The following is a 24109-nucleotide window of genomic DNA, read 5'->3' as shown; positions in this document are numbered from 1 at the left end:
ATTTGGCAGACAACTTGATAGATTTGATCTATTAACTTGTCATATAAATTTATAAAAACTTTTTCAAATAATGGTTATACCTCTTAGAGCGATAGCTGATTCAGTGATATTAACTTGATAACCTTTAGTATATAATTAGTTTTGCCTATGAATGCTTTTCTTTGTTAAGCTTGCTTTAAAAGTTTCAATACATACCTTTTTTAAAATTTATAATAAATAGACATTTTGTTGATTAATATTTTAAACAATCTGAATGGGCCAATTGTTGTTTTCTAAGAAAATTATGTTACTCTTGGCTAGAACTGAACTTGGAATAATGATTAATTTATTATGCAAACTATCAATAAGAATTTACGATCAAAAAGTTATTCAGTTCCTTGCGAATTATGCAGTATTGGTTCGTTATGTTTACCGATGTTGTTGAATAATACTCTTCATACAGTTTTAGAACGTAAAAAAACTTATGCCAAAGATGAGCTTATCGTATCCAAGAATACTGACTTTTCTAAATTTTATATTATCCATTCTGGTGCCGTAAAAACATATGTTACAACATCAGATAATAAAGAACAGATAAATGGTTTTTACTTACCCGGTGATATTGTTGGTTTAGATTCTATTTCGACTAAGATGTATAACAATAATATCAAAGCGCTGACTAATACTTTAGTTTGTGAATTACACTATGATGAACTCATGTCTTTAGTTGAAACCAATACGTGTGTAAGAAATATGGTATTCAAGCTGTTGAGTAATGATATCTATAATTATCAAAAATTGATTTTATGTTATTCACAGAAAAAAGCGGATGAACGATTGGCTTACTTTATCTATTCTCTTTATCGACGATATGAAAATCGCGGCCACACCTCATTAAATATAAAATTATCAATGAGTAGAAGTGATATTGCTAATTATTTAGGCTTAACAATTGAAACGGTAAGTCGAATATTATCTAAATTGCAAGAACAAGAAATCTTACAAGTTAAAGGGAGATATATTCATATTAAAAATTTAAATGCGTTAATTAGTTTAGGTAACTGATTATTTCATGCTAGAATAGCAAAAATTTTAATATGCGGTTTTAAAAATTGTAAGGTTTATAGAATATGATGACTTTAAAGAAAACACTTATTGCTGCTATTATTGGAATGGTTCCAGTGTATTCCTTTGCAGCTCAGCAGTTAACAGAAGATCAGGCTAATAGTTTGCAATCTTTTAAACAAATTTCCGTCCGTGGTGCTTTTTATACTGATAGTGATTATTTGACAGCTATGTCTAAAGCCGCCGACAAAGAAGGGGCTGCATCTTTCTATATTACAACGACCAACATAAGTCCTTCCAATGATACCCTGCGCATTGTTTATGCTAATTTATATAAATCTAATGCGCCTAAAGCCCAAGAAAAAACAGAAAGTTTACGTCGCTTTGAAGGAATTTATGAATATCCTAAATCAAAAGCCATCCGACTTGAGCCCTATGACATAGTTCGAATTAGAGGTTATTTTCCTAGTGAACATGATATCAATCAAGCAATAGCCAAAGAAGCTTCAAACAAAGGAGCTTATGCTTATTTTATTGATAATCGTTCGGAATTAGGAAGTAATTTACAAGTTGTTGCCTATTTATTCAAAAAAGATGCTCCAGAGCGTAAACTACAACCCGAAAATGCGATTCCTTATGATTCTGAAGCAGGACAATTAGCATTAGCTCAAGGTGGTGAAGCGGCAATGCAAGTTGAAAAACCAGGATATTATTCACCCTCAGCATTTAACGAAAAATTCTATGCAGAAAAGTTTAATAACAAAGTCAAAGTCGTTGACAACAATGTTTCTTCTAAAAATACTACAACTACATCTGTTGAAAAGGTAGCGGAACCTCAGCGCGTTAATCGTTACACTGTCACGTTATCTGATGGTCGAAAAATTCAAGAATTAAATGATGCAACCGCAGCAAAAATGGTACCATTCAACACAATTAAATTCCGAGGATACTACGTTACAGATCAAGAAATTTCATATCAAGCAGGTAAACGAGCTCTTGATGGAGGAGCTAAGTATTATCATATTGCTAGAATAGCTCAAGATACAAACGGTCCTAACATCACCGTTTTTGTTGATTTATATCGTTAATGTCTGACAGGGCGCACTAGCGCCCTCTTCTATTTCGCTTAATTTACTTTCACTAAAATTATTTTCATAATTCGGATTTTATTGACTCTATCTGTTGCTTAATTCGTTTGGCTGAAATTGGATAACGAGTACCAATTTGCTGTGCGAATAAATTAACTCTCAATTCCTCTATCATCCAACGAATCTCAACAACACGATTTTCTAATTGCTGATTTTTTGAAAGGCTACTTAAAAAGTGATGATAATAATTCTGAATTTCTTCGATAATATTCATTGATTGTCTATCTTTTGCCGTATTAAGCATTAATTTTTCAATTCGCTTTTCAATTGCGGATAAATATCGATAAATATCATTCAATTTGTCATAACCTGATTGTGAAACAAATCCCTTATAAACGAGATGATTAAGTTGATTTTTAATATCTGATAAGGCAAAAGCTAGCGATAAATCGACTCGACCTTTCAACTTTTTATTAATATTAAAATGAAGCGTAAGTATAGATTCTACTTGTTTAGCTATCTCAACAACAACTTGGTTAATATGGGCTTTTGTATAATCAAGTAATTGTTGATACTGCTCAGCAGTTTGAATAGATTTATCATTTTTTTCGATTAAATAATCAATTCCACAGGCTATACAATCATCAATAAGGGACAGTACGGTACCAAATGAGTTAAAGTAAAGACCTAACTTAGATTTATTCGGTAATTTTTCATGTAAATATTTGATAGGTGAAGGAATATTCAAAATGAGCAAACGCCGTAAACCAAGCTTGGTTAATCGCTGTTGCTCGATTTGGTTATCAACTAACTTAATACTAACTGATTTATGATCGTCTACAATAGCTGGGTAAGCCTTAACTGTGTAATTTTTTTGTTTCTCTTCATAAACAGTTGGAAGCGTACCAAATGTCCAATCGGTTAGGTTATTTATCTCAATTGGATTTGCTGATTTTTTAGCAGTTAATGAGGATAACGCTGATTGAATTTTTGCTTTTAATTGCTCTTTTAGAAGATCGAGATCTTTACCAAAAGCAATTTCTTTACCTTGATTGTCTGTAATACTAAATGTCATTTTCAGGTGTTCAGGAACTTGATCTAATTGCCAATCTTCAGAAGTAATTTGGACGCCAGTCATTTTTCGAAATTCATTTTGCATAGATTCAAGTAAAGGGAACTTCATAGATGTAACTCTAGTTAAAAATGCTTCAGCATAATTTGGGGCCGGAACTAAACTTCTTCTTAAAGATTTAGGTAATGACTTAATTAATGATATTATCAAATCTTTTCTAAACCCAGGCACTTGCCAATCAAACCCTTCATTTTTAATTTGATTTAATAAATCAATCGGAAGCGTAACGGTGACACCGTCACGCTTATGGCCGATATTAAATTCATAATTTAATGGAAGTTTTAAATGATTTTGTGACCAAAAATCAGGGAACTGATTCAAATCAATCAATTGTGCTGATTGGTTGATTAACATCTGTTTTTCAAAATTAAGAAAATCAGGTGAAGATTTTTGCTTTTGTTTCCACCAATTATCAAAATGCTTAGCTGAGACAACTGATTTATCAATACGCTGCTCATAAAAAGTAAACAATTCATCATCATCAATTAAGATATCTTGTCGACGAGATTTGTGTTCAAGGTCTTCCACTTCATTAATCAATTTTTGGTTTTGCTTATAGAATTTGTGGTTAGTAATCCAATCACCTTCAACCAAAGCATGTCTAATAAATAAGGAGCGCGACAATGTTGGATCAATCCGGCTATAATTGACTATTCGATTTTGGACAATAGGTAATCCAAATAATGTGACTTTTTCATTAGCAATCGTTGTCCCTTGCTTTTTAGACCATCTAGGTTCACTGTAACTATATTTAACTAAATGTTTCGCTATTGGTTCAATCCATTCGACTTCTATTTTAGCAACTGTTCTACCCCATAATCGGGTAGTTTCAACCAGTTCACTTGCAATACACCATTTAGGTTGCGTTTTGAATAATACTGAATTAGGAAAAATTGCAAATTTGATATTACGAGCACCTAAATACTCATTTTTTTCAATTTCTTTTTGACCAATATGGGAAAGCAGTCCACTCAATAAAGACACATGCAACGACCGATAATCTGCGGGTTGACTATTGATTGGAAAAGACAACTGTTTAATGGTTTGACGAATTTGCGTATAAACATCTTGCCATTCTCGAATACGGAGATAATTCAAATATTCTTTCTGACATAATTTTCTAAACTGATTACCCGATAACAAATTTTGTTGTTCTTGAATATAATTCCATAAGTTAATAAGTGATACAAAATCAGATTCCTTATCCGCAAAACGCTTATGTTTTTCATCAGAAGCTTGTTGTTTGTCAAAAGGTCGTTCCCTTGGATCTTGAATTGATAGCGCAGCTGTCACTATCATGACTTCTTTTGTACACCCTAATCGCCTTGCTTCAACAAGCATTCTGGCTAATCTAGGATCTATAGGTAATTGTGCTAGTATTTTACCTATTTCAGTCAAATGATAATGGTGATGTTTGGTAAAAATTGCACCCAGTTCTTCTAATAAACGAATTCCATCACGAATATATTTTGAATCTGGAGCTTCTACAAAAGGAAAGGCAGCGATGTCACCCAAACCTAAAAATGTCATTTGTAATATGACTGAAGCAAGATTTGTACGCAAAATTTCGGGTTCAGTAAACTCAGGTCTGGATAGAAAATCTTGTTCATCATAAAGGCGTATACAAATACCATCTGAAGTACGTCCACATCGTCCTTTTCGTTGATTAGCTGATGCTTGAGATATAGGTTCAATAGGTAAACGTTGAACTTTTGTGCGATAGCTATAACGACTTATTCTGGCCAATCCAGAATCGATAACATATTTAATACCAGGAACTGTCAAAGAAGTTTCCGCAACATTGGTAGCAAGAACAATTCGTCTTTTTGAGTGTGGTTGAAATATACGATTCTGCTCAGAAGCCGATAACCTAGCGAATAAAGGTAAAATATCTGTATGGCGCAATTCAAGCTTATTGAGCGTATCAGCTAAATCTCGAATTTCTCGTTCACCCGTTAAAAATATTAAAATATCGCCTGCACTCTCTTTTGATAATTCATCAATTGCATCAATAATAGGTTGAAAATCACTATTTTTATTGGCCTCTTTGTCATCCTCATTATCATAAATTGGAGGACGATATCTCACTTCCACAGGATAAGTTCTTCCAGATACTTCAATTATTGGAGCCTGATTAAAATGTTCAGAAAAACGTTCAACATCTATAGTTGCAGAAGTGATAATTACTTTCAAATCAGGACGTTTAGGTAATAATTGTTTCAAATAACCAAGAATAAAATCGATGTTTAAACTACGTTCATGAGCCTCATCAATAATGATAGTATCGTATTGCAATAAAAGTTTGTCTTTTTGAATTTCAGCTAACAAAATACCATCAGTCATCAATTTGATTAATGTAGTATCACTAACCTGATCCGAAAATCTGACTTTATAACCAACTAACTGCCCTATTTCAGTATTTAACTCTTCAGCAATACGATTGGCAACAGAACGGGCTGCAAGCCGTCTTGGTTGGGTGTGACCAATATATCCTTTTACACCGAGACCTAATTCTAAACAAATCTTAGGTATTTGTGTCGTTTTACCGGAACCTGTCTCACCAGCAATAATGACAACTTGATTTTTTTCTATAGCATTATAAATTTCCTGTTTTTTTTCAGTTACAGGCAAATTTGAAGGAAACACAATCTTCGTTGGTAAAGAAGCCAATCTTGCTTGATAATGAGAAACAGCATGAGTAATCGCTAAATCGATTTTTGCAGGCTCTTGATCATTCTTAGCCAGTTTTAATATTTTGTGTTTATCTAAGAAAGTCATTGATTTTAGAAATTTTATTTGCTGTTGAGATAACATAAATAGTAAAATATAAGTAATTATTTTTAATTAAATCTATTATAACAAATTTAAACTGTCATTAGGAGTTAAGATGAAAAAGACATTACTATTAACAACATTATTTGCAGGAGCATTAGTTGTGACGGGATGTGGAGAATCTAATAAAGTTAAAGCTGAAGATTTAATGCATCATCGTTTTTTATTGGTAAAAGCAAATGGGCAAGATGTTTCTGAAGATAAGGCAGCCGAACTTGAATTTGGCGAAAACATGAATGTAACGGGTAAAATGTGTAATCGTTTTGTTGCTAAAGTTAATTTAGAAAATGAAACAATCAAAGGTGCCGGTGTTGGTATGACAAGAATGCTTTGTAATGACGAACAATTAGATAAGTTAGATGGCATTATTTCCCAACTGATTACTGAAGGTGCTAAAGTAACTTTAGACAAAGATCAATTGACCTTAAAAAATGAAAGTAATGAACTCATTTATCAACTTAAAGATCTAATGTAATATACATTAATATGATTCTTCTTTTTTCGTCAAATATAATCTAGTTTTTTGATAAAAAACTTTATTTAAAGTGTGGTTAAGACTATAATAAACACAGATTTTTAAGGATATATATTTTTTGATGAAAATATTTAATTTTTCAAATATTGCAGTTAATACAAGTAACTTTTCAGGTTACTTTTACCTTTTTATATACCAATGCATGGGCATTGGTTTTTTTTTGTGTGAACAGAATTGAAAATAGTTTATTTAAAATTTGAACTTTAACCTTAACAACTAGTAGATAATATTATGAAAAAGACAAAAATCGTTTGTACTATTGGACCAAAATCAGAATCAAAAGAGATGCTAGCTAAATTATTAAATGCTGGCATGAACGTTATGCGTTTAAACTTTTCTCATGGTGATTATGAGGAGCATGGAAATCGAATTAAAAACCTCCGAGAAGTCATGCAAGAAACGGGTTTAAAAGCGGCTATTATGCTTGATACAAAAGGTCCTGAAATTCGTACAATTAAATTGGAAGGTGGGAATGACGTTTCACTAGTTGCAGGTCAAACATTCACATTCACAACTGACGAAACTGTCGTTGGGAATTCTGAGCGTGTTGCTGTAACTTATAAAGGTTTTGCTCAAGATCTTAAACCGGGTAATCGTGTTCTTGTCGATGATGGTTTGATTGCAATGGACGTGAAGGAAGTTAAAGGAAACGAAGTTATTTGTACTGTTTTAAATAACGGTGATTTGGGTGAAAATAAAGGTATCAATTTACCCGGTGTTTCAATTAAATTACCAGCACTTGCAGAAAAAGATAAAAATGACCTTATTTTTGGTTGTGAACAAGGTGTAGATTTTATCGCTGCATCTTTTATTCGTAAACGTTCTGATGTTGAAGATATCCGTGCACACTTAAAATCACATGGTGGAGAAGAAATTAAAATTATCTCTAAAATTGAAAACCAAGAAGGGTTAGATAATTTTGATGAAATCTTAGAAGCATCTGACGGTATCATGGTTGCTCGTGGTGATTTGGGTGTTGAAATTGCGGTTGAAGAAGTTATTTTTGCTCAAAAAATGATGATTCAAAAATGTAATAAAGCATCTAAACCAGTTATTACTGCAACTCAAATGCTTGATTCCATGATTAAAAATCCACGCCCTACTCGAGCAGAAGCGGGAGACGTGGCAAATGCAATCATCGACGGTACTGATGCTGTCATGCTTTCTGGTGAAAGTGCGAAAGGAAAATATCCTTTAGAAACCGTAAATGTTATGGCGACTATCTGTAAACGTACTGACATTACTATTCCTGCTTCTTTAGAGCTTACCGCTAAAGAAGAAAAATTACGTATTACTGCGGCTGTTTGTTGTGGTGCGGTAGAAATTGCAGAACGTCTAAGTGCACCTTTAATTGTTGTTGCAACTCGTAGCGGTAAATCTGCTCGTGAAGTCCGTCATTATTTCCCTAAAGCGCGTATTTTAGCCTTATCATCAAGTCAAAAAACGGTTAATCAATTAGCCCTAACAAAAGGTGTTGAGCCAATTTTAATCGATGCAATTAATTCAACAGATGATTTCTACCGTTTAGGTAAAGAGTTAGCTGTAAAAATTTGTGGTTTACAACAAGGTGATACTATTGTCATGGTTTCAGGTGCTTTAGTACCAAGTGGCACAACGAATACCACTTCAGTTCACCGTATTTAAGTAAAGTTGCTTTCCAGCAAAAATTATTTATTATATTTAGATTAAAAGCTAGCTATATGCTAGCTTTTTTTTTAAGTTAAGTTATCCTGTATTAAATTTCATTATTGTATTTTAAGAGATAAAGAATGCTACAAGAAAAAGTGTATTTTCCCAAAGAACTTAGTTGGCTTGCTTTTAATCAACGTGTATTACAAGAAGCCGCTGACAAGACTAATCCACTTATTGAACGTGTTCGATTTTTAGGTATTTATTCCAGCAATCTCGATGAATTTTATAAAGTACAATACGCCAATCTAAAAAAATACGTATTAATTGAAGAGGAACAAGGGCATTCTGCTACCTCTAATGCTAGGTCATTATTAAGACAAGTTAATCAAAAAGTGATACAGCTTGAACTACAGTTTGATCAGCTTTATAACGAATTACTTCTTGAAATGGCAAGAAATCAAATTTTTCTCATTAATGAAAGACAACTCTCATCTTATCAAGAAGATTGGATAAAAAATTATTACAAACAGAATTTAAGACAGTACATTACACCGATATTACTTGATAGTCATACAGAACTTATCCAGTTTTTGAAGGATGATCATGCCTATTTAGCTGTCGAAATTATTTGTGAAGAAAAGATAAGTTATGCCCTGCTTGAATTACCGACAGATAATGCACCTCGATTTGTACTTTTACCTTCAGAAGTATCAACTAAAAATAAATCCATTATCTTTTTGGATAACATTTTACGCTATTGTTTATCTGATATCTTTAAAGTCTTTTTTGATGCTACTGAATTAAATGCCTATTCAATCAACATTAACCGAGATGCAGAATATGAATTAAATACCGAGTTAGACAGTTTATTAGAATTAATGTCACAAGGATTAAAGCAGCGATTAACTGCTCAACCCGTTCGCTTTACTTATCAGAAAGATATGCCAAAAGCATTATTTGAACTGTTAATTAACAAATTACGATTAACTGAACAAGATGCCATGCCTGGTGGACGTTACCCTAATTTTAAAGATCTGGCTAACTTTCCTGATCTTGGTGGAAAAAATCTTTTGAATAAACGATTACCGAGTTTGGCTTATAATCGTTTTAAGAAGTTTAGAAATGCGTTTGCAACGATCAAAGATCGTGATGTACTTCTTTACTACCCTTACTATTCATTTGGGCATGTATTAGAAATTATGCGACAAGCTTCATTTGATCCTGCTGTAACCCATATCCGCATGAATATTTATCGGGTAGCAAAAGATTCTCGATTTATCCATGCTGCAATTAATGCAGCGAATAACGGTAAAAAAGTCACCGTGGTTGTGGAACTTCAGGCTCGATTTGATGAAGAAGCAAATATCAAATGGGCAAAAAGACTAATAAGTAGTGGAATTAAAGTTATCTATTCACAACCCAAACTCAAAATTCATGCCAAACTATTTTTAATCGATCGTCGAGAAGAAAATAAAATTGTCCGATATGCACATATTGGATCGGGTAATTTCAATGAAAAAACTGCCCGTGTGTATACAGACTTTTCACTATTAACTGCCGATCCGGCCATTACCGATGAAGTCATCAAGGTATTTAATTTTATTGAAAATCCATTCAAGCCGGTTTCGTTTAATCATTTGCTTGTTTCTCCTCAAAATACGCGTTTGCGTTTTCATGAATTTATTGAAAGAGAAATTCAAAATGCAAAAGCAGGAAAACCTTCTGGCATCTATTTAAAGCTTAATGCGATCACTGATAAAGAGATGATAGACCAGTTATACCGAGCCTCATGTGAAGGTGTAAAAATTAGAATGATTGTTCGTGGAACCTGCGTATTAGAGCCACAAATTCCAAATTTAAGTGAAAATATTTATGTGACCAGTATCGTCGATCAATACCTAGAACACGCACGGGTGTATATTTTTGAAAATGACGGAAAAAAGGATACTTTCATCTCATCTGCTGATTGGATGCCACGTAATTTAGATAACCGCATAGAAGTTGGTGTGAAGATATTTGACCCTATTTTAAAATCAACTATTCATGATATTTTTAATATCCAATGTAATGATAATGTCAAAGCACGAATTATTGATAAAGAAAACATGAATAACTATGTTCAACGAGGTAATAAGAAAAAAATTCGAGCACAGCACGCTATTTATGATTATTTAAAACAATTAGAAGCTAAACAATAAGGATATCTAACAGTGAAGAAATCTAATGAATATGCGGTTATCGATTTAGGTTCAAATAGTTTTCATATGATCATCGCCCGAATTATTAATGGCGCAACACAAATAATTTATAAAAATAAGAAGAATATTCATTTAGCGACAGGATTAGATGAAAAATATCAATTAAGTGAATCGAGTATTAAACGAGGCATTGAGTGTCTGGAACTATTTGCTGAGCGTTTAAATGGATTTCCTCCAGAAAATGTGAGAATTGTTGCAACTTACACTCTACGTGTTGCCGCCAATAGAAATAAGTTTTTAAAGGCAGCAGCTAAAATTTTACCTTATCCTATAGAAATTATATCGGGACAAGAAGAAGCGCGTTTAGTCTATTTAGGTACCATGACAGCTGAACCCACTTCTGCAATCGATACTAAATTTGTTATTGATATTGGCGGAGGATCAACGGAAATTGCGATTGGCAAAGGCAATGATCTAAAACCCATACTCGTGGCTAGCCGTCCAATGGGCTGCGTAACCTTTAATAAACGTTTTTTTCCACAACAGAAGATTGATGTAGATTCATTTCAACGAGCAAAACTTGCGGCCGAACAACAAATTGAAACCATGATTAGCACCATAAAAAAACAGAATATCACGGTTGCTTTTGGTACGTCAGGAACCATCAAATCTATTCACCATATTTTATTAGATCTTGGGGTGAGTGACGGTATTATCACCCCCAAAAGATTAGATGATTTAGTTAGTTATGTTTTAGATTTTGATACATTTAACGACATTAACTACCCTTCTCTATCTAATGAACGTAAACAGGTTTTTGTTAGCGGATTGGCAATATTTTGTGGGGTCTTTAACGCATTGGGATTAAATGCCCTACAGTATAGTTCTAATGCTTTACGTGAAGGGGTTTTGTATGAATTAATCGGAGGTCCTAATTATCGAGACATACGTCAAACCACTGCCGAATCTTTATCTAAACACTACAATATTGATCAACGTCATGCTATGCAAGTTGTCAAAACAGCAAAATACTTCTTTTTGCAATGGAAAGAACAAGCTCAAATCGATATTCCAATCTGTGTTGAATCCATTTTATATTGGGCGGCACTTTTACATGAAGTGGGATTAAAAATTAATTTTACGTCTGTACATAAGCATTCAAGTTACATTTTGCAAAACAGCAATTTGCCAGGATTTAACGAGGAACAACAACTATTATTATCGACACTTGTTCGTTATCATCGAAAATCGATTAATATTGAAGCATTTCCTTATTTCAGCCTTTTTGAATTTAAACACATTATTTCATTATTACAAATTCTCAGACTTTCCATTTTGATTAATAACCAACGCTCCACACACATTAATTTGAATGCATTTAGATTAAAATTGGTTAAAGATAAATTAACTAAAGTTACATTCGAGATTGATACCAGTTTTGTTGAAGCTAATAAATTGATTTTATTGGATCTAGAGCAGGAACAAAAATATTGGCAGGCAATTAATGATTGGAGTTTAACGATTATTTTGTCTTAGATTTTTGTATTTTGAGAATTAAAAACCGCCAAAAAATCGGCGGTTTTTTTGTTTAATGTTGAAGATACGTTATTTTTAACCTAAATCCAACATTTTCCACCACAAAAGACCAACGGTAAACACAATGGTTAAGTTAACAACGCTACAGATAAATCCTACTTTCCACCATGTTTTGACTGGAACAAAACCTTCAGCAAATAACAACGGATTTCGAGCATTGGCAAATTGGGTAATGGAACCAAAATAGTTGGTACAAATAACTAATGCAAATATCGCAATCATTGGTGGAACATGAAGTGCCACTGCTACAGATAAGAATACTGGAAATAGCGCCGCAATATGCGCATTGCCACTAGCAAAGAAATAGTGTAAATAAACATAGGCAACACACAAAATAATGATAACAAATACCCAGCTACTATCACCTAAATGCCCCTCTACTGCACTACCGATAGTATCACCTAACCATTTTGTAACACCTAGCTTATTAACTTGTCCTGCTATCATTAATAATGCCGCAAACCAAATTAAGGTATCCCAAGCAGCTTTTTCACCTTTCACATCCTCCCAACTTAGCACACCACTTAAGATTAAAATCGTTAAACCAATAAAAGCAGTCGTTGTTGCATCAATACCTAAATAGTCTTTACCGAAAATCCAAAGACCTAATAATAAAATTACCGTACCACCCATAATAATTTCTTTAGCGGTAATTGGTCCCATTTTTTTCAATTCTTCAACGGCTAATCTTGGCGCATCAGGTGTCTTTTTAAGCTCTGGATTGGTTAAGAAATAAATGACTAATGGAATCACAATAAAAGAAACTAAACAAGGTACGATAGCTGCAATAAACCACTGTCCCCATCCCAATGTCACGCCTAATGTTTCTGTGACTAATTTAGCGGCTAATAAATTACCGGTAAATGCAGTCAAAAACATTGCTGAGGTAATATCATTGATATGACTAATGGTTAACATTAAAAAAGTGCCAATTCGATTTCTTGATTCATCCTTCGGATTAGAATTAAAGTTAATCGATAACGCTTCAGCGATTGGATAAATCACACCACCAGCACGAGCTGTCGTACTTGGAATGGCAGGCGCCAATGCCACATCGGTTACAGATAAACCATAAGCTAAGCCTAAAGTGTTTTTACCTAAAATTTTTACTAAATAATAAGCAATACGTTTGCTTAAACCAGTTTTAATAAATCCTCGCGCAATCATAAAAGCAACAACGATCAACCAAATTAAGCTACTATTTAATTCACTTAATGATATCTTGATAGACTCAGTTGCATTAGCTGCACCAGATGGTCTTAAAATAGCAAAAACCGTAATGGCTAATAATCCAATTGCGCCAATTGGCATAATTTCTGCAACAATACAGGCAATAGTTGCCACAAAAATAATGCTTGTTCGCCAACCTTCTGTACTTATTCCTTGTGGAGGCGAAACAAATAGCCATAATATTGCTGAAATAGCTGCAATAATTATGAGCGGTACCCATTTTACTGGCGGTTTTTTCACTGCGTTCATAATAATTTCCTTCTTAAATTTAAAAAACGTAATTAATTCATTTAGAACAATAAAAGTTTAGCAATTTCATTGATTCTTAATTCAGATTCGTTTCATAGTGTTTATCAATCAGATCAAATTTAAAATTATTTGGATTGATCAGGGTCATCGTTTTATCTTTCAATAAAAAAATAGCTGAAATATCCTGATGCTTCTTTAAATATTCACAACTGTTATTCACCCCTAATCCATACAGAATTGTTGAGTAAATATCGCCTTCAAGAGAAGTATCTGAAATAACGGTAACACTCTCAACTTCATTATCAAGAGGATAACCAGTTAACGGGTTAAAAATATGATGATAAAGGCGATTATTTTGAACAAAATAGCGTTCATAAATACCAGATGTGACGACTGATTTATTTTTGACTTTTATTATACCTGCTAACTCGTCAGATAAAGAAAAGGGTTTTCTTAACCCTATACACCAATAACCTGACTTTTCTATTGGGGAAGATCCTAACGTTAGTACATTTCCGCCTAAATTTATGATGCCATAGTGAATGTTATGTTCAAGTAACAGACTTTTAATAACATCAGCGATATAACCTTTTGCGATAGCACCAAGATCTATCTCCATTCCTGCCTTTTTTAAAAAAACAGAATGGGTTTTATCATTTAGTTCTATATCTAGTGGATCGGTTAATAATAGTTGTTGCTTGATATAATCATCGGCAGGAATGCTATCCCCTTTAAACCCTATTTTCCAAAGTTTGACCACAGGACCGATAGCCAAGTTAAAACAACTATTGGGATTCAGGCTTAGTTGCCAAGCCTGTTTAATAAGTGAAAATACTGGTAAGCTTACTACTACCGGATGTTTTCCTGCTGCAAGATTGATTGACATAACCTCAGATACAGGGCGGTTGACAGTCAATTTATTTTCAAGCAATTTAATGGTAGCAAAAACAAGTTTTGCGACGGTTTCATTCTGCTCAAGTAGCGTCAATGTCACCGTCATACCCATCAATGTTTGAGTATACTCGAAGGTAGTAGAACTTACCATTTTGAAGCCAATTTCAATTAACTGTTAATGTAATCAGTGGCTTTTTTACCTGCTTGCATACCAAAAATAATGATATCTGCAACAGCATTACCACCAATACGATTTGCTCCATGTACACCACCAACAACTTCACCCGCAGCAAAAACACCTTTAATCACATGTTTATCATTGTCAAGTACTTGTGTCTCAGTGTTAATCGTTACACCTCCCATTGTATGGTGAACACCCGGTGCAATTTTAATTGCATAAAACGGGGCAGTATTAATTGGATGACGCATTCCCGTCGTTCGACCAAAATCTTCATCTTGTTTGTTCATTACAAACTGATTATAACGTTCAATCGTTTTTGACAGATTATTAGCATCAATAGAAAGTTTGTTAGCTAATTCAGTAATTGAATCGGCTTGAACAACCAGATCATTAGAAACATACTCTTCAACGGCTTTGTTTTCGTCACGAACTTGTTGATCGAATAAAATATAGGAATAGTGTTCAGGTAATTTGATAATATCCGCTGAAACTTTATCTCGGGTATCTAATTCATTAACAAAACGTTTACCTTCTTGAGAAACAAGAATTGCGCCACCGCCACGTATAGATTCTGAGATCAAATATGAGGTAGTTTGTTCAACAGTTGGATGGATTTGAATTTCGCCCATATCAACAGTGCCAGCCCCAAGTTTTTCTAAGATCATGATACCAGAACCTGTTGCCCCTTTATGGTTGGTTGTCACAAAACCTTTTAAGTCAGGACGATATTTTTCAACCATTTCACGGTTAGCACTAAATCCGCCCGTTGCAATCACAACCGCTTTCGCTTTAATGATATAATTTGTGCCGTCTTCTTCAACGACTTTAACGCCAACAACTTTATGATTTTCGGTAACGATTTCAGTCACATTGGTATCTAACATGACTTCAATACCACGTTTATTAAGATTTTTTACCAATCCACTAATCAAAAATCCGCCAACAGCTGCACCACTTGCTGGTCGATGTGTACGGTCAATACTCATTCCACCTGTTGTCGTAATACCACTTAGTTCAATACCGTTTTCATCTAACCAATCAATCGCATCGGGGGCATTTTCAACAAAGTAACGAAGTAATTCCGGATTATTTTTATTTTTACCACCAGCCAAAGTTTCTTTATAGAATAGATCCTTACTGTCAACAATGCCTTTAAGTTTTTGGAATTTAGTTTCAGCTGCATTCATACCAGCAGACGCTTTATTGGTATTTCCGCCAATAACAGGCATTTTTTCAACGACAACAACGCTAGCACCTAAATCATGAGCTCGTATTGCAGAAGCCAGCCCTGCTCCCCCGCTTCCCACAACAACAATATCGTAAGATTTATCATTTGGATCACCACCTTCAGCAATAATGGCTTCTTTATTCGACTGTGTCATAGCCTTAGTAACGGCTTTTTTGAACGCTTCACATTGAGAAGTAGCCCCTGAAATAGCATCCACATGTGGACTATTTGAATTAATGATTCTTTGTTTAATTTCTGCAAAATTATCTAAAATTTGATGATCAAATTCATTAGCATTCACAAGTTGCATATCTTTAATAAAATCTTTGCCTAATTCGACATTGATAAGAAATTCATAAGATTCATCATTAACTTTTTCTTGATATTGACCTGGTTTGAACTTCTTATTATTTAAACTCGCATCACGAATTAATGCTTCAACTAATGAAAAACGCCATAAAGGCTCAGGAATATTTAATTCTTCACGTTTGTCACTACTGATGGTTAGCTCCAGTTGTTCACCTTTTTCAATACGACTAATCCAGTCTGGATAAGCGATGCATGCGCGACCAACGGCGACCAAATCGTAACCATTATCAATCGCCGTTTCTACATCAATTTGATTAACCACATTACCTACACCTACTACCGGAATTTTAGCTAATGTCGCAGATCGCATTGCCACATATTTATTGATTAACGGGGTTGGATCTTGGGTATCAACAATTGAAGGTCTTAAAATCGCGCCCATTGAAAAATGGATATAATCAAGCCCTTTGTCAGCTAACTTTTCAAGTAGATACATCGAGTCATCAAAACGAATGCCCGGTACTTCTAGTTCTTCCGGAGAAAAACGATAACCAACAATAAATTCTGGCGTTGCAAACTGTTTAACCATTTTATGGGTGATATCTAAGATTGCTAAAGGGAATTGCAAGCGATTATCACGGCTTCCACCCCATTTATCAGTTCGTTGATTTGAATTTGGAGAATAAAATTGTTGGATTAAATAAGTGTTAGCACCGTGGATTTCAACACCATCAAAACCGGCTTCAATAGCACGACGCACTGCTTGACCAAATTTTTCGATCATGTCGTCGACTTCGTCAGCCGTTAATTCGATTGGTGTTGCAGCTCCTGCCCTTGGTGCTGCGATAGCACTTGGTCCAACAGGAGACTGTCCGCCGATGAGCTTAGGTTCAACCATTCGTCCACCGTGATAAACTTGAATAACCGCTTTCGATCCCTTTTCTTTGATCGCTTTGGCAATTTTTGCTAATCCTTCAATTTTATCATCGTTATCTAAACCTATCGCACCAGGAAACGCTAATCCTTTATTATCGACAAATCCACACTCAACGATGATTGTTCCTATTTCACCAGATCGATCTCGATAATACTCGATCAAATCATGTGTGACAGAACCATCATAAAATCCGGAGCATGTCGTCATTGGCGCCATCATGATTCTATTTTTAAGCTCAACGCCATTGGGTAAAGTGAAGGGTTTAAAAATATTTTCTTTTTTCATTATTATATACCTAATTATTTTATTCAGATTTATTTACTAAGGTGATCATATCATTACTTATTGACATTCTCTACTTAGAAAAAGACTTTTGATGTTCTGAAGTATTATTTTTTAGACAACATTTTTTATATATTTATTAGTGTTTTAGAAAAGATATCGTTATATTAAAAAACGATATTGCTTATTATTTAGCTGAGTTCCTATTTTTGAATAAAAAATAGCATTTAAAAATCTAAAAAAAAACACTATAACTATTTCATTTACTTATATATTTAAACCAACTATTATCTTGAACTTTCATTTTAATCGGCTAGAATGCCTTGTAGCTTATTAAAAAGAGAATAAGAGATGATTAATATGATAATTTCCAGGCAACAATCAAAACTCACTCATTGTTCTTTTTTAGCCATGTTATTTGATCCTCCTTTATGGAGGATTTTTTTTATCTCAAATTTTATCGTTATTCTTCTAATTCCTAATCTAACTATCAATATTATCAGCACATTCATCAAACAGGAGATGTTATGAAATCTTTGACACCATTTTACGATCCGACTATAAGTTATGAAGATAACTATGCCAAAGGACCTTTTGGGCTATTTTCTCAACTTGAAAAAGCAGAAAAATTGACAACCGAATCGACCAAATTTTTGAATTTTGATGTCAATCTACCTTTTGGAATGCCAGCCGGTCCATTATTAAATGCAAATTATATTAAAGCTGCCTTTGCTTATGGGTTTGATTTGTGTGTTTATAAAACTGTTAGAACAAAATTTCATAAATGTCATCCATTACCCAATGTTTTATCTGTTCATCCTAACGGTAAATTATCCAGTAATCTTGATACTGTCTTAGCAGATACAAATTATACTCAACCTTTATCGATTACTAATTCCTTTGGTGTCCCTTCTCTTGCTCCTGATATTTGGCAACCTGATATGGCTGATGCTGTGAAAGCTGCAGGTCAAGGACAATATGTTATTGGTAGTTTTCAAGGAACACAAGGACATGGCGAAATAGAAAAAGATTATGCGTTAGCCGCTAAATTAGTAAGAGAAACTAATGCCCCAATTCTAGAAGCAAATTTAAGCTGTCCAAACGAAGGAGCAAGTAAATTACTCTGTTTTGATGTGGATAAAGTAGAACGTATCGTAAAAGAAATCAAAAATACCGTCCCCGATCGTCCACTTATATTGAAACTAGCCTATTTCCCAGATGATGAAAGAATTATTTCATTACTTACAAAAGTCGGTTCGATAATTGATGGATTAAGTGCTATTAATACGTTATCTGCAAAACCTGTTAATGCAAACGGTCAACCAGCTTTAGGAGAAAACAGAAAAGAAGGTGGAATTTGTGGTGATGCAATTCGTTGGGCCGGTTTAGATATGGTGAGTCGCCTTGATAAATATCGTAAACAAATGGATTTAAAATTTGCCATTATAGGTGTTGGTGGAGTTAGCAACAGTGAACATTATCACCAATTCATTAAAAATGGGGCTGATGCTGTAATGAGTGCGACAGGAGCCATGTGGAATCCGCTTCTTGCTATAGAAATTAAGAAAAGTCTTCAATAGATTGTTAACCATGTTCATAATCGTTACAGGGTAACGTACCCTGTAATTACCGTTTTTTATTTTTATATATTTTCTTTTTTCTAAAATAATAAAAGCCAACAACAATATGCGCAAAAAAAACGATTACTAAAATAATGCGCACATGCAAGGAATGAATAAAAATAAATGGGATTAATAATACGATAAAAACCATAGCTAGCATTTTAAACAAACTTTTTTTAGATGCTTTCTTCTCAATAAGCATCTTTTGTATATAAGTTTGATAATAATGACTTTGAGTAAAAAAGCGATAAAGACGTTCTGAACTATTAAGCCACAAATATGCTGTTAACAAATAGAAAGGCACTGTTGGCAAAAGTGGCACGAAAATGCCTACTGTTCCCAGCAAAAAAGAAACTCCACCTATAATAATAAATAACCATTTTTTTAACATAACTAAGTATACTTATAGATAATTCATAAAATTTGTGATTGCGAATAACAAAGCATGAATTTAATGTCAGAAAAAACTTTATCATTACGCCTAGTGTTAGGATAAATTATTCATTGTGTGACAACTTAAGTATAACATATTTCAGTAATTTTAATTTTAAATTAGTTTTAATATTGAAAAAAGAAGGCAAATTATAAATAAATTAAATATTTATTCATTTTATATAAATGAACTAGAAAAAACATTATGGGGAAAAACTGATGAAATTGGCGGAACGGACGGGGCTCGAACCCGCGACCCCCTGCGTGACAGGCAGGTATTCTAACCAACTGAACTACCGCTCCGCTTTTTAGACTACTTCAAGACATCACTGCTGAAGTAGGCGTGATATTAAAGATTATTTTCGATGACGTCAATAGATATTTTAAAATATGAAATCAATTGAATAGAAAACAATCATTTACTGGCGCGCCATAATGCTCCGCCACTTTTTTTATCAATTTTGGATAAAACCGATTCATGTTCTGACAATTCATATTCAGATGCTTTTATGACTTTTAACGGAGTCGCTCCTCGCTCTATTCTCTGAAGAGTATTACTGTTTTCACCATTAGCTAAATTATGTTCATCCATATTGAAAGACAACGTTGTTTGTCCCCCTGTCATAGCTAAATATACTTCAGCTAAAATCTCAGCATCGAGTAAAGCGCCATGAAGTGTACGATGAGAATTATCAATTTGATAGCGTTCACAAAGTACATCTAAATTATTCCGTTTACCAGGGAATAGGCGTCTTGCCATTGCTAAGGTATCGGTAACAATACAGTGATCAGCAGTTTTATAATCTAAACCACAAAGACGAAACTCATAATCCATAAACCCAACATCAAACGATGCGTTATGGATAATTAATTCAGCACCGTCAATAAACTTAATAAAATCATGGGCAATATTTTTGAATATCGGTTCATTTTTAACAGCTTCATTGCTTATACCATGGACTTTAAACGCTTCTTCATCAATTAAGCGTTCAGGATTAATATAGACATGAAAATGATTGCCCGTTAAACGGCGATTGATGATCTCAACAGCACCAATTTCAATAATCTTATGTCCTTCATAATGATTATTGCCATCTTGATTCATACCTGTTGTTTCTGTATCGAGTACAATTTGGCGAGTAGAATGAGTTATCACGTTATTCTCTTAATTGTTTAGTCGTCGGAATGTTTATAAGTAGATTAGTTTATCACTAAAACAGACCAATGTTGATACACCAACAATTAACTTAATAACAAATTAAATTTTTTTTCGATATTGTGTTATATTTTATTTATAAGCAATTCAACGATTGACACAACTGTCAAAGTTCAAATAACATGATGAAAAATATAAAAATATTTACAGATGGTTCTTGTTTGGGAAATCCCGGGCCAGGCGGATATGCCGCTATTTTAAGATACAAACAAACTGAAAAAATATTATCTGAAGGATATTTCAACACGACTAATAATAGAATGGAGTTATTAGCAGCAATTATCGCTTTAGAAAAATTAAAAGAGCCTTGTCAAATCGATCTCTATTCCGACAGCCAATATTTGAAAAATGGCATTTCAAAATGGATTTATACCTGGAAAAAAAATGGATGGAAAACTGCAAATAACAAATCTGTCAAAAATGTTGATTTATGGATAAGACTTGATAAAGCAGTACAAGCACATAAAATCGATTGGATTTGGGTAAAAGGTCACGCCGGGCACCCTGAAAATGAACAATGTGATATCATTGCCAAATCTAAAGCGGAGTCCCCTACTTTAGTGGATACTTTTTTTGAACAGTCAAATTTAGCGTAATGAGGTTTAAACAACATCATTTAACATTATGTTTTACCCATTATAGTTATCAAATGTCACTTAATAGCATGGATTTTATTTATGTATAAATTACACATAATCCCAGTATTAAAAGACAATTATGTCTGGTTATTAGAGAATAATGCTAAACAAGTTATTATCATTGACCCGGGTGCTGCCGAACCTGTTTTTAACTATCTACATCAACATAATTTAACCCCCCTTGCAATTTTGCTTACTCACCACCATATAGATCACATTGGTGGCGTGGTAAGACTACAAAAAGAGTTTAATTCTATTGAGGTATATGGACCCAAAGAGATTCCTTTATCCATCCAATATATAGAAAATAAAGATAAATTAATTATTGCTGATTTCACATTTGAGATCATTCCAGTGCCTGGTCATACATTAGGTCATTTGGCCTACTATTGTCAGCCTTATCTTTTTTGTGGAGATACGCTAATTTCGGCTGGTTGTGGTCGTGTTTTTGAAGGTACACATCAACAAATGCTAAATTCACTTAACAAATTAGCCCAATTATCGGATGATACCTTAATCTGTGCAGGTCATGAATATACAAAATCTAATCTCGATTTTGCACTAAACATGTTACCAAATGACACTAAAATTAGTGCCTATTATAATTTAATTTGTAATAAATCAATTACTTTGCCATCTATTTTAAGAGATGAAAAACAAATTAATGTTTTTCTACGATGCAAAGACAAAAAGATACAAAATAAGTTAAATTTTAACAATGAGTTAGACTTATTTGTTTTTTTTAGGAGCCAAAAGGATATTTTTTAGGTATAATACACGGTTTTAATAAATGTTTAATGTAATAAGGTAATGAAAAAGTTATTTATATTCACAGCATTATGTTCGTTTTTAGTTGCGTGCCAGAACCATCAATCTCAATATAATAGTAGTGACTATCAAACACATAACTCGAAACCAGTCGTTACTAGCGGAATTAAAAGTGGTGGCATAAACTATACATCTATCACCCAAAATCCTTGGCATTATATGTTAAGCCAGATTAATGTTAAAGTTCCTGAAAATAAACGCATAAAAGAAGAGAGACAACTGTTACTACGTAATCCTCAAGCTTTTGAAACGATTGCTCTTCGTTCAGAGCCTTACGTTTATTATATTATTGATCAACTTCGTCAGAATAATTTACCCGTTGAATTAGCATTAATTCCATTAATAGAAAGTGCTTATGATCCATTAGCAACTTCAGCAGGTAAAGCGGCTGGATTATGGCAATTTGTTCCAATTACAGCAAAAGAGTATGGTTTGAAGAAAAGTGGTTCATTCGATCCGCGTCGAGATCTTATAGCTTCTACAAATTCAGCTATTACATTATTGCAAAACCTGAATAAACGTTTTAAAGGTGATTGGTTATTAACGCTAGCTGCCTATAATGCTGGTGAAGGACGCATTAGAAAAGCAATTGCACAAAATCAAGCCAATGGATTACCTACTAACTATTGGTCACTTGAATTGCCAAACGAAACTATGCGTTATGTCCCGAAAATTTTAGCAATAATTGATATTGTAAAAAATAGCAAACGTTACGGTATCAAATTACCTGATTGTAGCTATGAAAACTCATTAGTTCGAATTGATGTGTCTCAGAATATTTCATTAGCTAAAATCGCTCAGTTCACTGGTATTCCAATTAATAATTTGAAAAGTTTTAATGCCGGATATTTGCAACAAACAGTAAACGGCCCGTTCCATTTGCTAGTTCCTTATTCTTATGCAAAAGAACTACATCAAAAATTACGGGCTCAAAATCTTGTTTCGGCAGAAATTACAGAACTTCTACAAAATGTGCCACAAAACATGATGCCATTTGAAGTAAAAACAGCAACAATAAAATCATCAGTTATCAGTGGAATTAATAATAAGAATACATTACTTCATTCTGCTAATAATGCTAAAAAGCAGATTTCTTATCAAGTCAAAGCTGGTGATAACCTTTATTCGATAGCACAAAATTATCGAGTAAAAATGACAGATATTTTAACGTGGAATAATATGAAAAACCCAACAATTAAAGAGGGTGACGTATTGACCATCAATGTTGTAGATCCAATTTAAAAGTGACCCACAAAGGGTTATGATCAGATGCTGTCGTACTTATTATTTTAGCGGTATCTAATTGTAACCCTCGATAAAATACAAAATCTAGTGGTCTACCCATAAACGTTTTTCTGATATCAATACTAAAATTTACTGGCTTAAGATTGATCGTTTCCACTAACTGATACAAAAGATTTAATCGTTGCTGACTCCAAGCATTAAAATCTCCTGCTAAAATTACAGGTCCTTTATGCTCCTTAATTCGATTTAATAACATGTGCATTTGTTGCCGATAACTTTTAACGCCAATGCTAAAGTTAACCGCATGAATATTTGCAACAAGCAATTGTTGATTTGAATTAAAAATAGGATAAATTGTTATTAAAGCAGATTTTGGTACTCGGATAAGCGGTTCTCTTTCCCTGAATGAAAACAAATAAGTCGGTACTGTGTCTGTTATTGTCATTACCCCAGCATAAATATTGTTAAAGCAATAAGCTGGTACATGATCGGCTATCTTATTTTGTCGTGAAATAAAATTCAACAATTGAGGAGTTGTTTGAGCTTCTTGCAATAAAATCAATTTAGCTTTGCTGGCATATTGTTCTAAAATCTCTATACAATCAGCTCTTTTTTGCTTGAAGATATTCCAAACCAAAATTGAAAAAGAGGTTTTATCAATTAGAGGTTTATTAATAACAATCTGATTATTAGGTAAAATAACTTCAACCTGACTATTTGCCCGATAGCGTAAGGTATAATCTCGATGCTTAAACATATTA

At 33.5% G+C, this 24109-nt stretch carries 17 protein-coding genes and 1 tRNA gene; 10 read left to right on the top strand and 8 right to left on the bottom strand.

Annotated features, from left to right (window positions below):
- Window positions 1-330: 330 nt before the first annotated feature.
- A complete protein-coding gene (locus ACKJXD_RS02800; RefSeq protein WP_220217185.1) occupies window positions 331-1044 on the top strand; it encodes a helix-turn-helix domain-containing protein in 714 nt (237 codons plus the stop codon).
- 65 nt (window positions 1045-1109) lie between these two features.
- Window positions 1110-2132: a YdgH/BhsA/McbA-like domain containing protein gene (locus tag ACKJXD_RS02795; protein WP_430875463.1), complete on the top strand. Its 1023-nt coding sequence runs from the start codon at window positions 1110-1112 to the stop codon at window positions 2130-2132.
- A 64-nt stretch (window positions 2133-2196) separates the two neighbouring features.
- Here the strand turns inward: ACKJXD_RS02795 and hrpA are convergent, their stop codons facing one another.
- A complete protein-coding gene (hrpA, locus tag ACKJXD_RS02790; RefSeq protein ID WP_430875462.1) occupies window positions 2197-6078 on the bottom strand; it encodes an ATP-dependent RNA helicase HrpA in 3882 nt (1293 codons plus the stop codon).
- A gap of 73 nt (window positions 6079-6151) precedes the next feature.
- Here hrpA and ACKJXD_RS02785 point away from each other — a divergent pair, with 73 nt between their 5' ends.
- From ACKJXD_RS02785 to ACKJXD_RS02770, 4 genes are all read left to right on the top strand, one after another.
- Complete coding sequence (locus ACKJXD_RS02785) at window positions 6152-6571, top strand: META domain-containing protein (protein ID WP_220217188.1); 420 nt, start codon at window positions 6152-6154, stop codon at window positions 6569-6571.
- A 291-nt stretch (window positions 6572-6862) separates the two neighbouring features.
- Window positions 6863-8275, top strand: a complete 1413-nt coding sequence (gene pykF, locus ACKJXD_RS02780; RefSeq protein ID WP_220217189.1) for a pyruvate kinase PykF — start codon at window positions 6863-6865, stop codon at window positions 8273-8275.
- A 125-nt stretch (window positions 8276-8400) separates the two neighbouring features.
- Complete coding sequence (gene ppk1, locus ACKJXD_RS02775; RefSeq protein ID WP_294827735.1) at window positions 8401-10461, top strand: polyphosphate kinase 1; 2061 nt, start codon at window positions 8401-8403, stop codon at window positions 10459-10461.
- 12 nt (window positions 10462-10473) lie between these two features.
- Window positions 10474-11997, top strand: coding sequence for an exopolyphosphatase (locus ACKJXD_RS02770; RefSeq protein ID WP_220217191.1), 1524 nt, complete (start codon window positions 10474-10476; stop codon window positions 11995-11997).
- A 75-nt stretch (window positions 11998-12072) separates the two neighbouring features.
- On the opposite strand, the gene ACKJXD_RS02765 is transcribed toward ACKJXD_RS02770, so the two are convergent.
- The 3 genes from ACKJXD_RS02765 to ACKJXD_RS02755 form a co-directional block, all read right to left on the bottom strand.
- Window positions 12073-13536 carry a DASS family sodium-coupled anion symporter gene (locus ACKJXD_RS02765; RefSeq protein WP_430875461.1) on the bottom strand — a complete coding sequence of 488 codons (1464 nt, stop codon included), beginning with the start codon at window positions 13534-13536 and terminating at the stop codon, window positions 12073-12075.
- Window positions 13537-13612: 76 nt separating this feature from the next.
- On the bottom strand, window positions 13613-14581 hold the full coding sequence (locus ACKJXD_RS02760; RefSeq protein WP_430875460.1) for an FAD:protein FMN transferase: 969 nt from the start codon (window positions 14579-14581) through the stop codon (window positions 13613-13615).
- Window positions 14582-14598: 17 nt separating this feature from the next.
- Window positions 14599-17373 carry a flavocytochrome c gene (locus tag ACKJXD_RS02755; RefSeq protein WP_430875545.1) on the bottom strand — a complete coding sequence of 925 codons (2775 nt, stop codon included), beginning with the start codon at window positions 17371-17373 and terminating at the stop codon, window positions 14599-14601.
- A gap of 521 nt (window positions 17374-17894) precedes the next feature.
- Between ACKJXD_RS02755 and ACKJXD_RS02750 the strand changes: the two genes are divergently transcribed.
- Entirely contained in the window at window positions 17895-18947 is a 1053-nt protein-coding gene (locus ACKJXD_RS02750; RefSeq protein ID WP_430875459.1) for a dihydroorotate oxidase, read from the top strand.
- A gap of 46 nt (window positions 18948-18993) precedes the next feature.
- Here ACKJXD_RS02750 and ACKJXD_RS02745 read toward each other — a convergent pair whose 3' ends face one another.
- From ACKJXD_RS02745 to dnaQ, 3 genes are all read right to left on the bottom strand, one after another.
- Window positions 18994-19380 (bottom strand): YbaN family protein, encoded by a 387-nt coding sequence (locus tag ACKJXD_RS02745; RefSeq protein ID WP_294827750.1) that lies wholly within the window; start codon window positions 19378-19380, stop codon window positions 18994-18996.
- A 267-nt stretch (window positions 19381-19647) separates the two neighbouring features.
- Window positions 19648-19724 (bottom strand) — tRNA-Asp (locus ACKJXD_RS02740).
- Between the two features lie 112 nt (window positions 19725-19836).
- Complete coding sequence (gene dnaQ, locus ACKJXD_RS02735; RefSeq protein ID WP_220217199.1) at window positions 19837-20577, bottom strand: DNA polymerase III subunit epsilon; 741 nt, start codon at window positions 20575-20577, stop codon at window positions 19837-19839.
- 182 nt (window positions 20578-20759) lie between these two features.
- On the opposite strand from dnaQ, the gene rnhA reads away from it, so the two are divergent.
- The 3 genes from rnhA (at window position 20760) to ACKJXD_RS02720 (ending at window position 23345) form a co-directional block, all read left to right on the top strand.
- Window positions 20760-21233 (top strand): ribonuclease HI, encoded by a 474-nt coding sequence (gene rnhA, locus ACKJXD_RS02730; RefSeq protein WP_220217200.1) that lies wholly within the window; start codon window positions 20760-20762, stop codon window positions 21231-21233.
- A gap of 81 nt (window positions 21234-21314) precedes the next feature.
- Complete coding sequence (gene gloB / locus ACKJXD_RS02725) at window positions 21315-22043, top strand: hydroxyacylglutathione hydrolase (protein WP_294827755.1); 729 nt, start codon at window positions 21315-21317, stop codon at window positions 22041-22043.
- Between the two features lie 42 nt (window positions 22044-22085).
- A complete protein-coding gene (locus tag ACKJXD_RS02720; protein ID WP_220217202.1) occupies window positions 22086-23345 on the top strand; it encodes a transglycosylase SLT domain-containing protein in 1260 nt (419 codons plus the stop codon).
- On the opposite strand, the gene ACKJXD_RS02715 is transcribed toward ACKJXD_RS02720, so the two are convergent.
- Window positions 23323-24105, bottom strand: a complete 783-nt coding sequence (locus ACKJXD_RS02715) for an endonuclease/exonuclease/phosphatase family protein (protein ID WP_430875458.1) — start codon at window positions 24103-24105, stop codon at window positions 23323-23325. The two genes, ACKJXD_RS02720 and ACKJXD_RS02715, sit on opposite strands and share 23 nt — an antisense overlap.
- Window positions 24106-24109 lie beyond the last annotated feature (4 nt).

This window comes from Gilliamella sp. G0441 (assembly GCF_050589305.1).
GTDB lineage: Bacteria > Pseudomonadota > Gammaproteobacteria > Enterobacterales > Orbaceae > Gilliamella.
Note: the sequence above shows the minus strand (reverse complement) of the source record. Positions and strands in the feature narration are given on the sequence as shown.

Bases quoted from the DNA above. Each gene is read 5' to 3' on its own strand.
- ACKJXD_RS02785 (WP_220217188.1), top strand. From the start codon at position 6,152: ATGAAAAAGACATTACTATTAACAACATTATTTGCAGGAGCATTAGTT.
- hrpA (WP_430875462.1), bottom strand. From the start codon at position 6,078: ATGTTATCTCAACAGCAAATAAAATTTCTAAAATCAATGACTTTCTTA.
- pykF (WP_220217189.1), top strand. From the start codon at position 6,863: ATGAAAAAGACAAAAATCGTTTGTACTATTGGACCAAAATCAGAATCA.
- ACKJXD_RS02800 (WP_220217185.1), top strand. From the start codon at position 331: ATGCAAACTATCAATAAGAATTTACGATCAAAAAGTTATTCAGTTCCT.
- ppk1 (WP_294827735.1), top strand. From the start codon at position 8,401: ATGCTACAAGAAAAAGTGTATTTTCCCAAAGAACTTAGTTGGCTTGCT.
- ACKJXD_RS02750 (WP_430875459.1), top strand. From the start codon at position 17,895: ATGAAATCTTTGACACCATTTTACGATCCGACTATAAGTTATGAAGAT.
- ACKJXD_RS02745 (WP_294827750.1), bottom strand. From the start codon at position 19,380: ATGTTAAAAAAATGGTTATTTATTATTATAGGTGGAGTTTCTTTTTTG.
- gloB (WP_294827755.1), top strand. From the start codon at position 21,315: ATGTATAAATTACACATAATCCCAGTATTAAAAGACAATTATGTCTGG.
- ACKJXD_RS02760 (WP_430875460.1), bottom strand. From the start codon at position 14,581: ATGGTAAGTTCTACTACCTTCGAGTATACTCAAACATTGATGGGTATG.
- ACKJXD_RS02720 (WP_220217202.1), top strand. From the start codon at position 22,086: ATGAAAAAGTTATTTATATTCACAGCATTATGTTCGTTTTTAGTTGCG.
- ACKJXD_RS02795 (WP_430875463.1), top strand. From the start codon at position 1,110: ATGATGACTTTAAAGAAAACACTTATTGCTGCTATTATTGGAATGGTT.
- ACKJXD_RS02715 (WP_430875458.1), bottom strand. From the start codon at position 24,105: ATGTTTAAGCATCGAGATTATACCTTACGCTATCGGGCAAATAGTCAG.
- ACKJXD_RS02765 (WP_430875461.1), bottom strand. From the start codon at position 13,536: ATGAACGCAGTGAAAAAACCGCCAGTAAAATGGGTACCGCTCATAATT.
- rnhA (WP_220217200.1), top strand. From the start codon at position 20,760: ATGATGAAAAATATAAAAATATTTACAGATGGTTCTTGTTTGGGAAAT.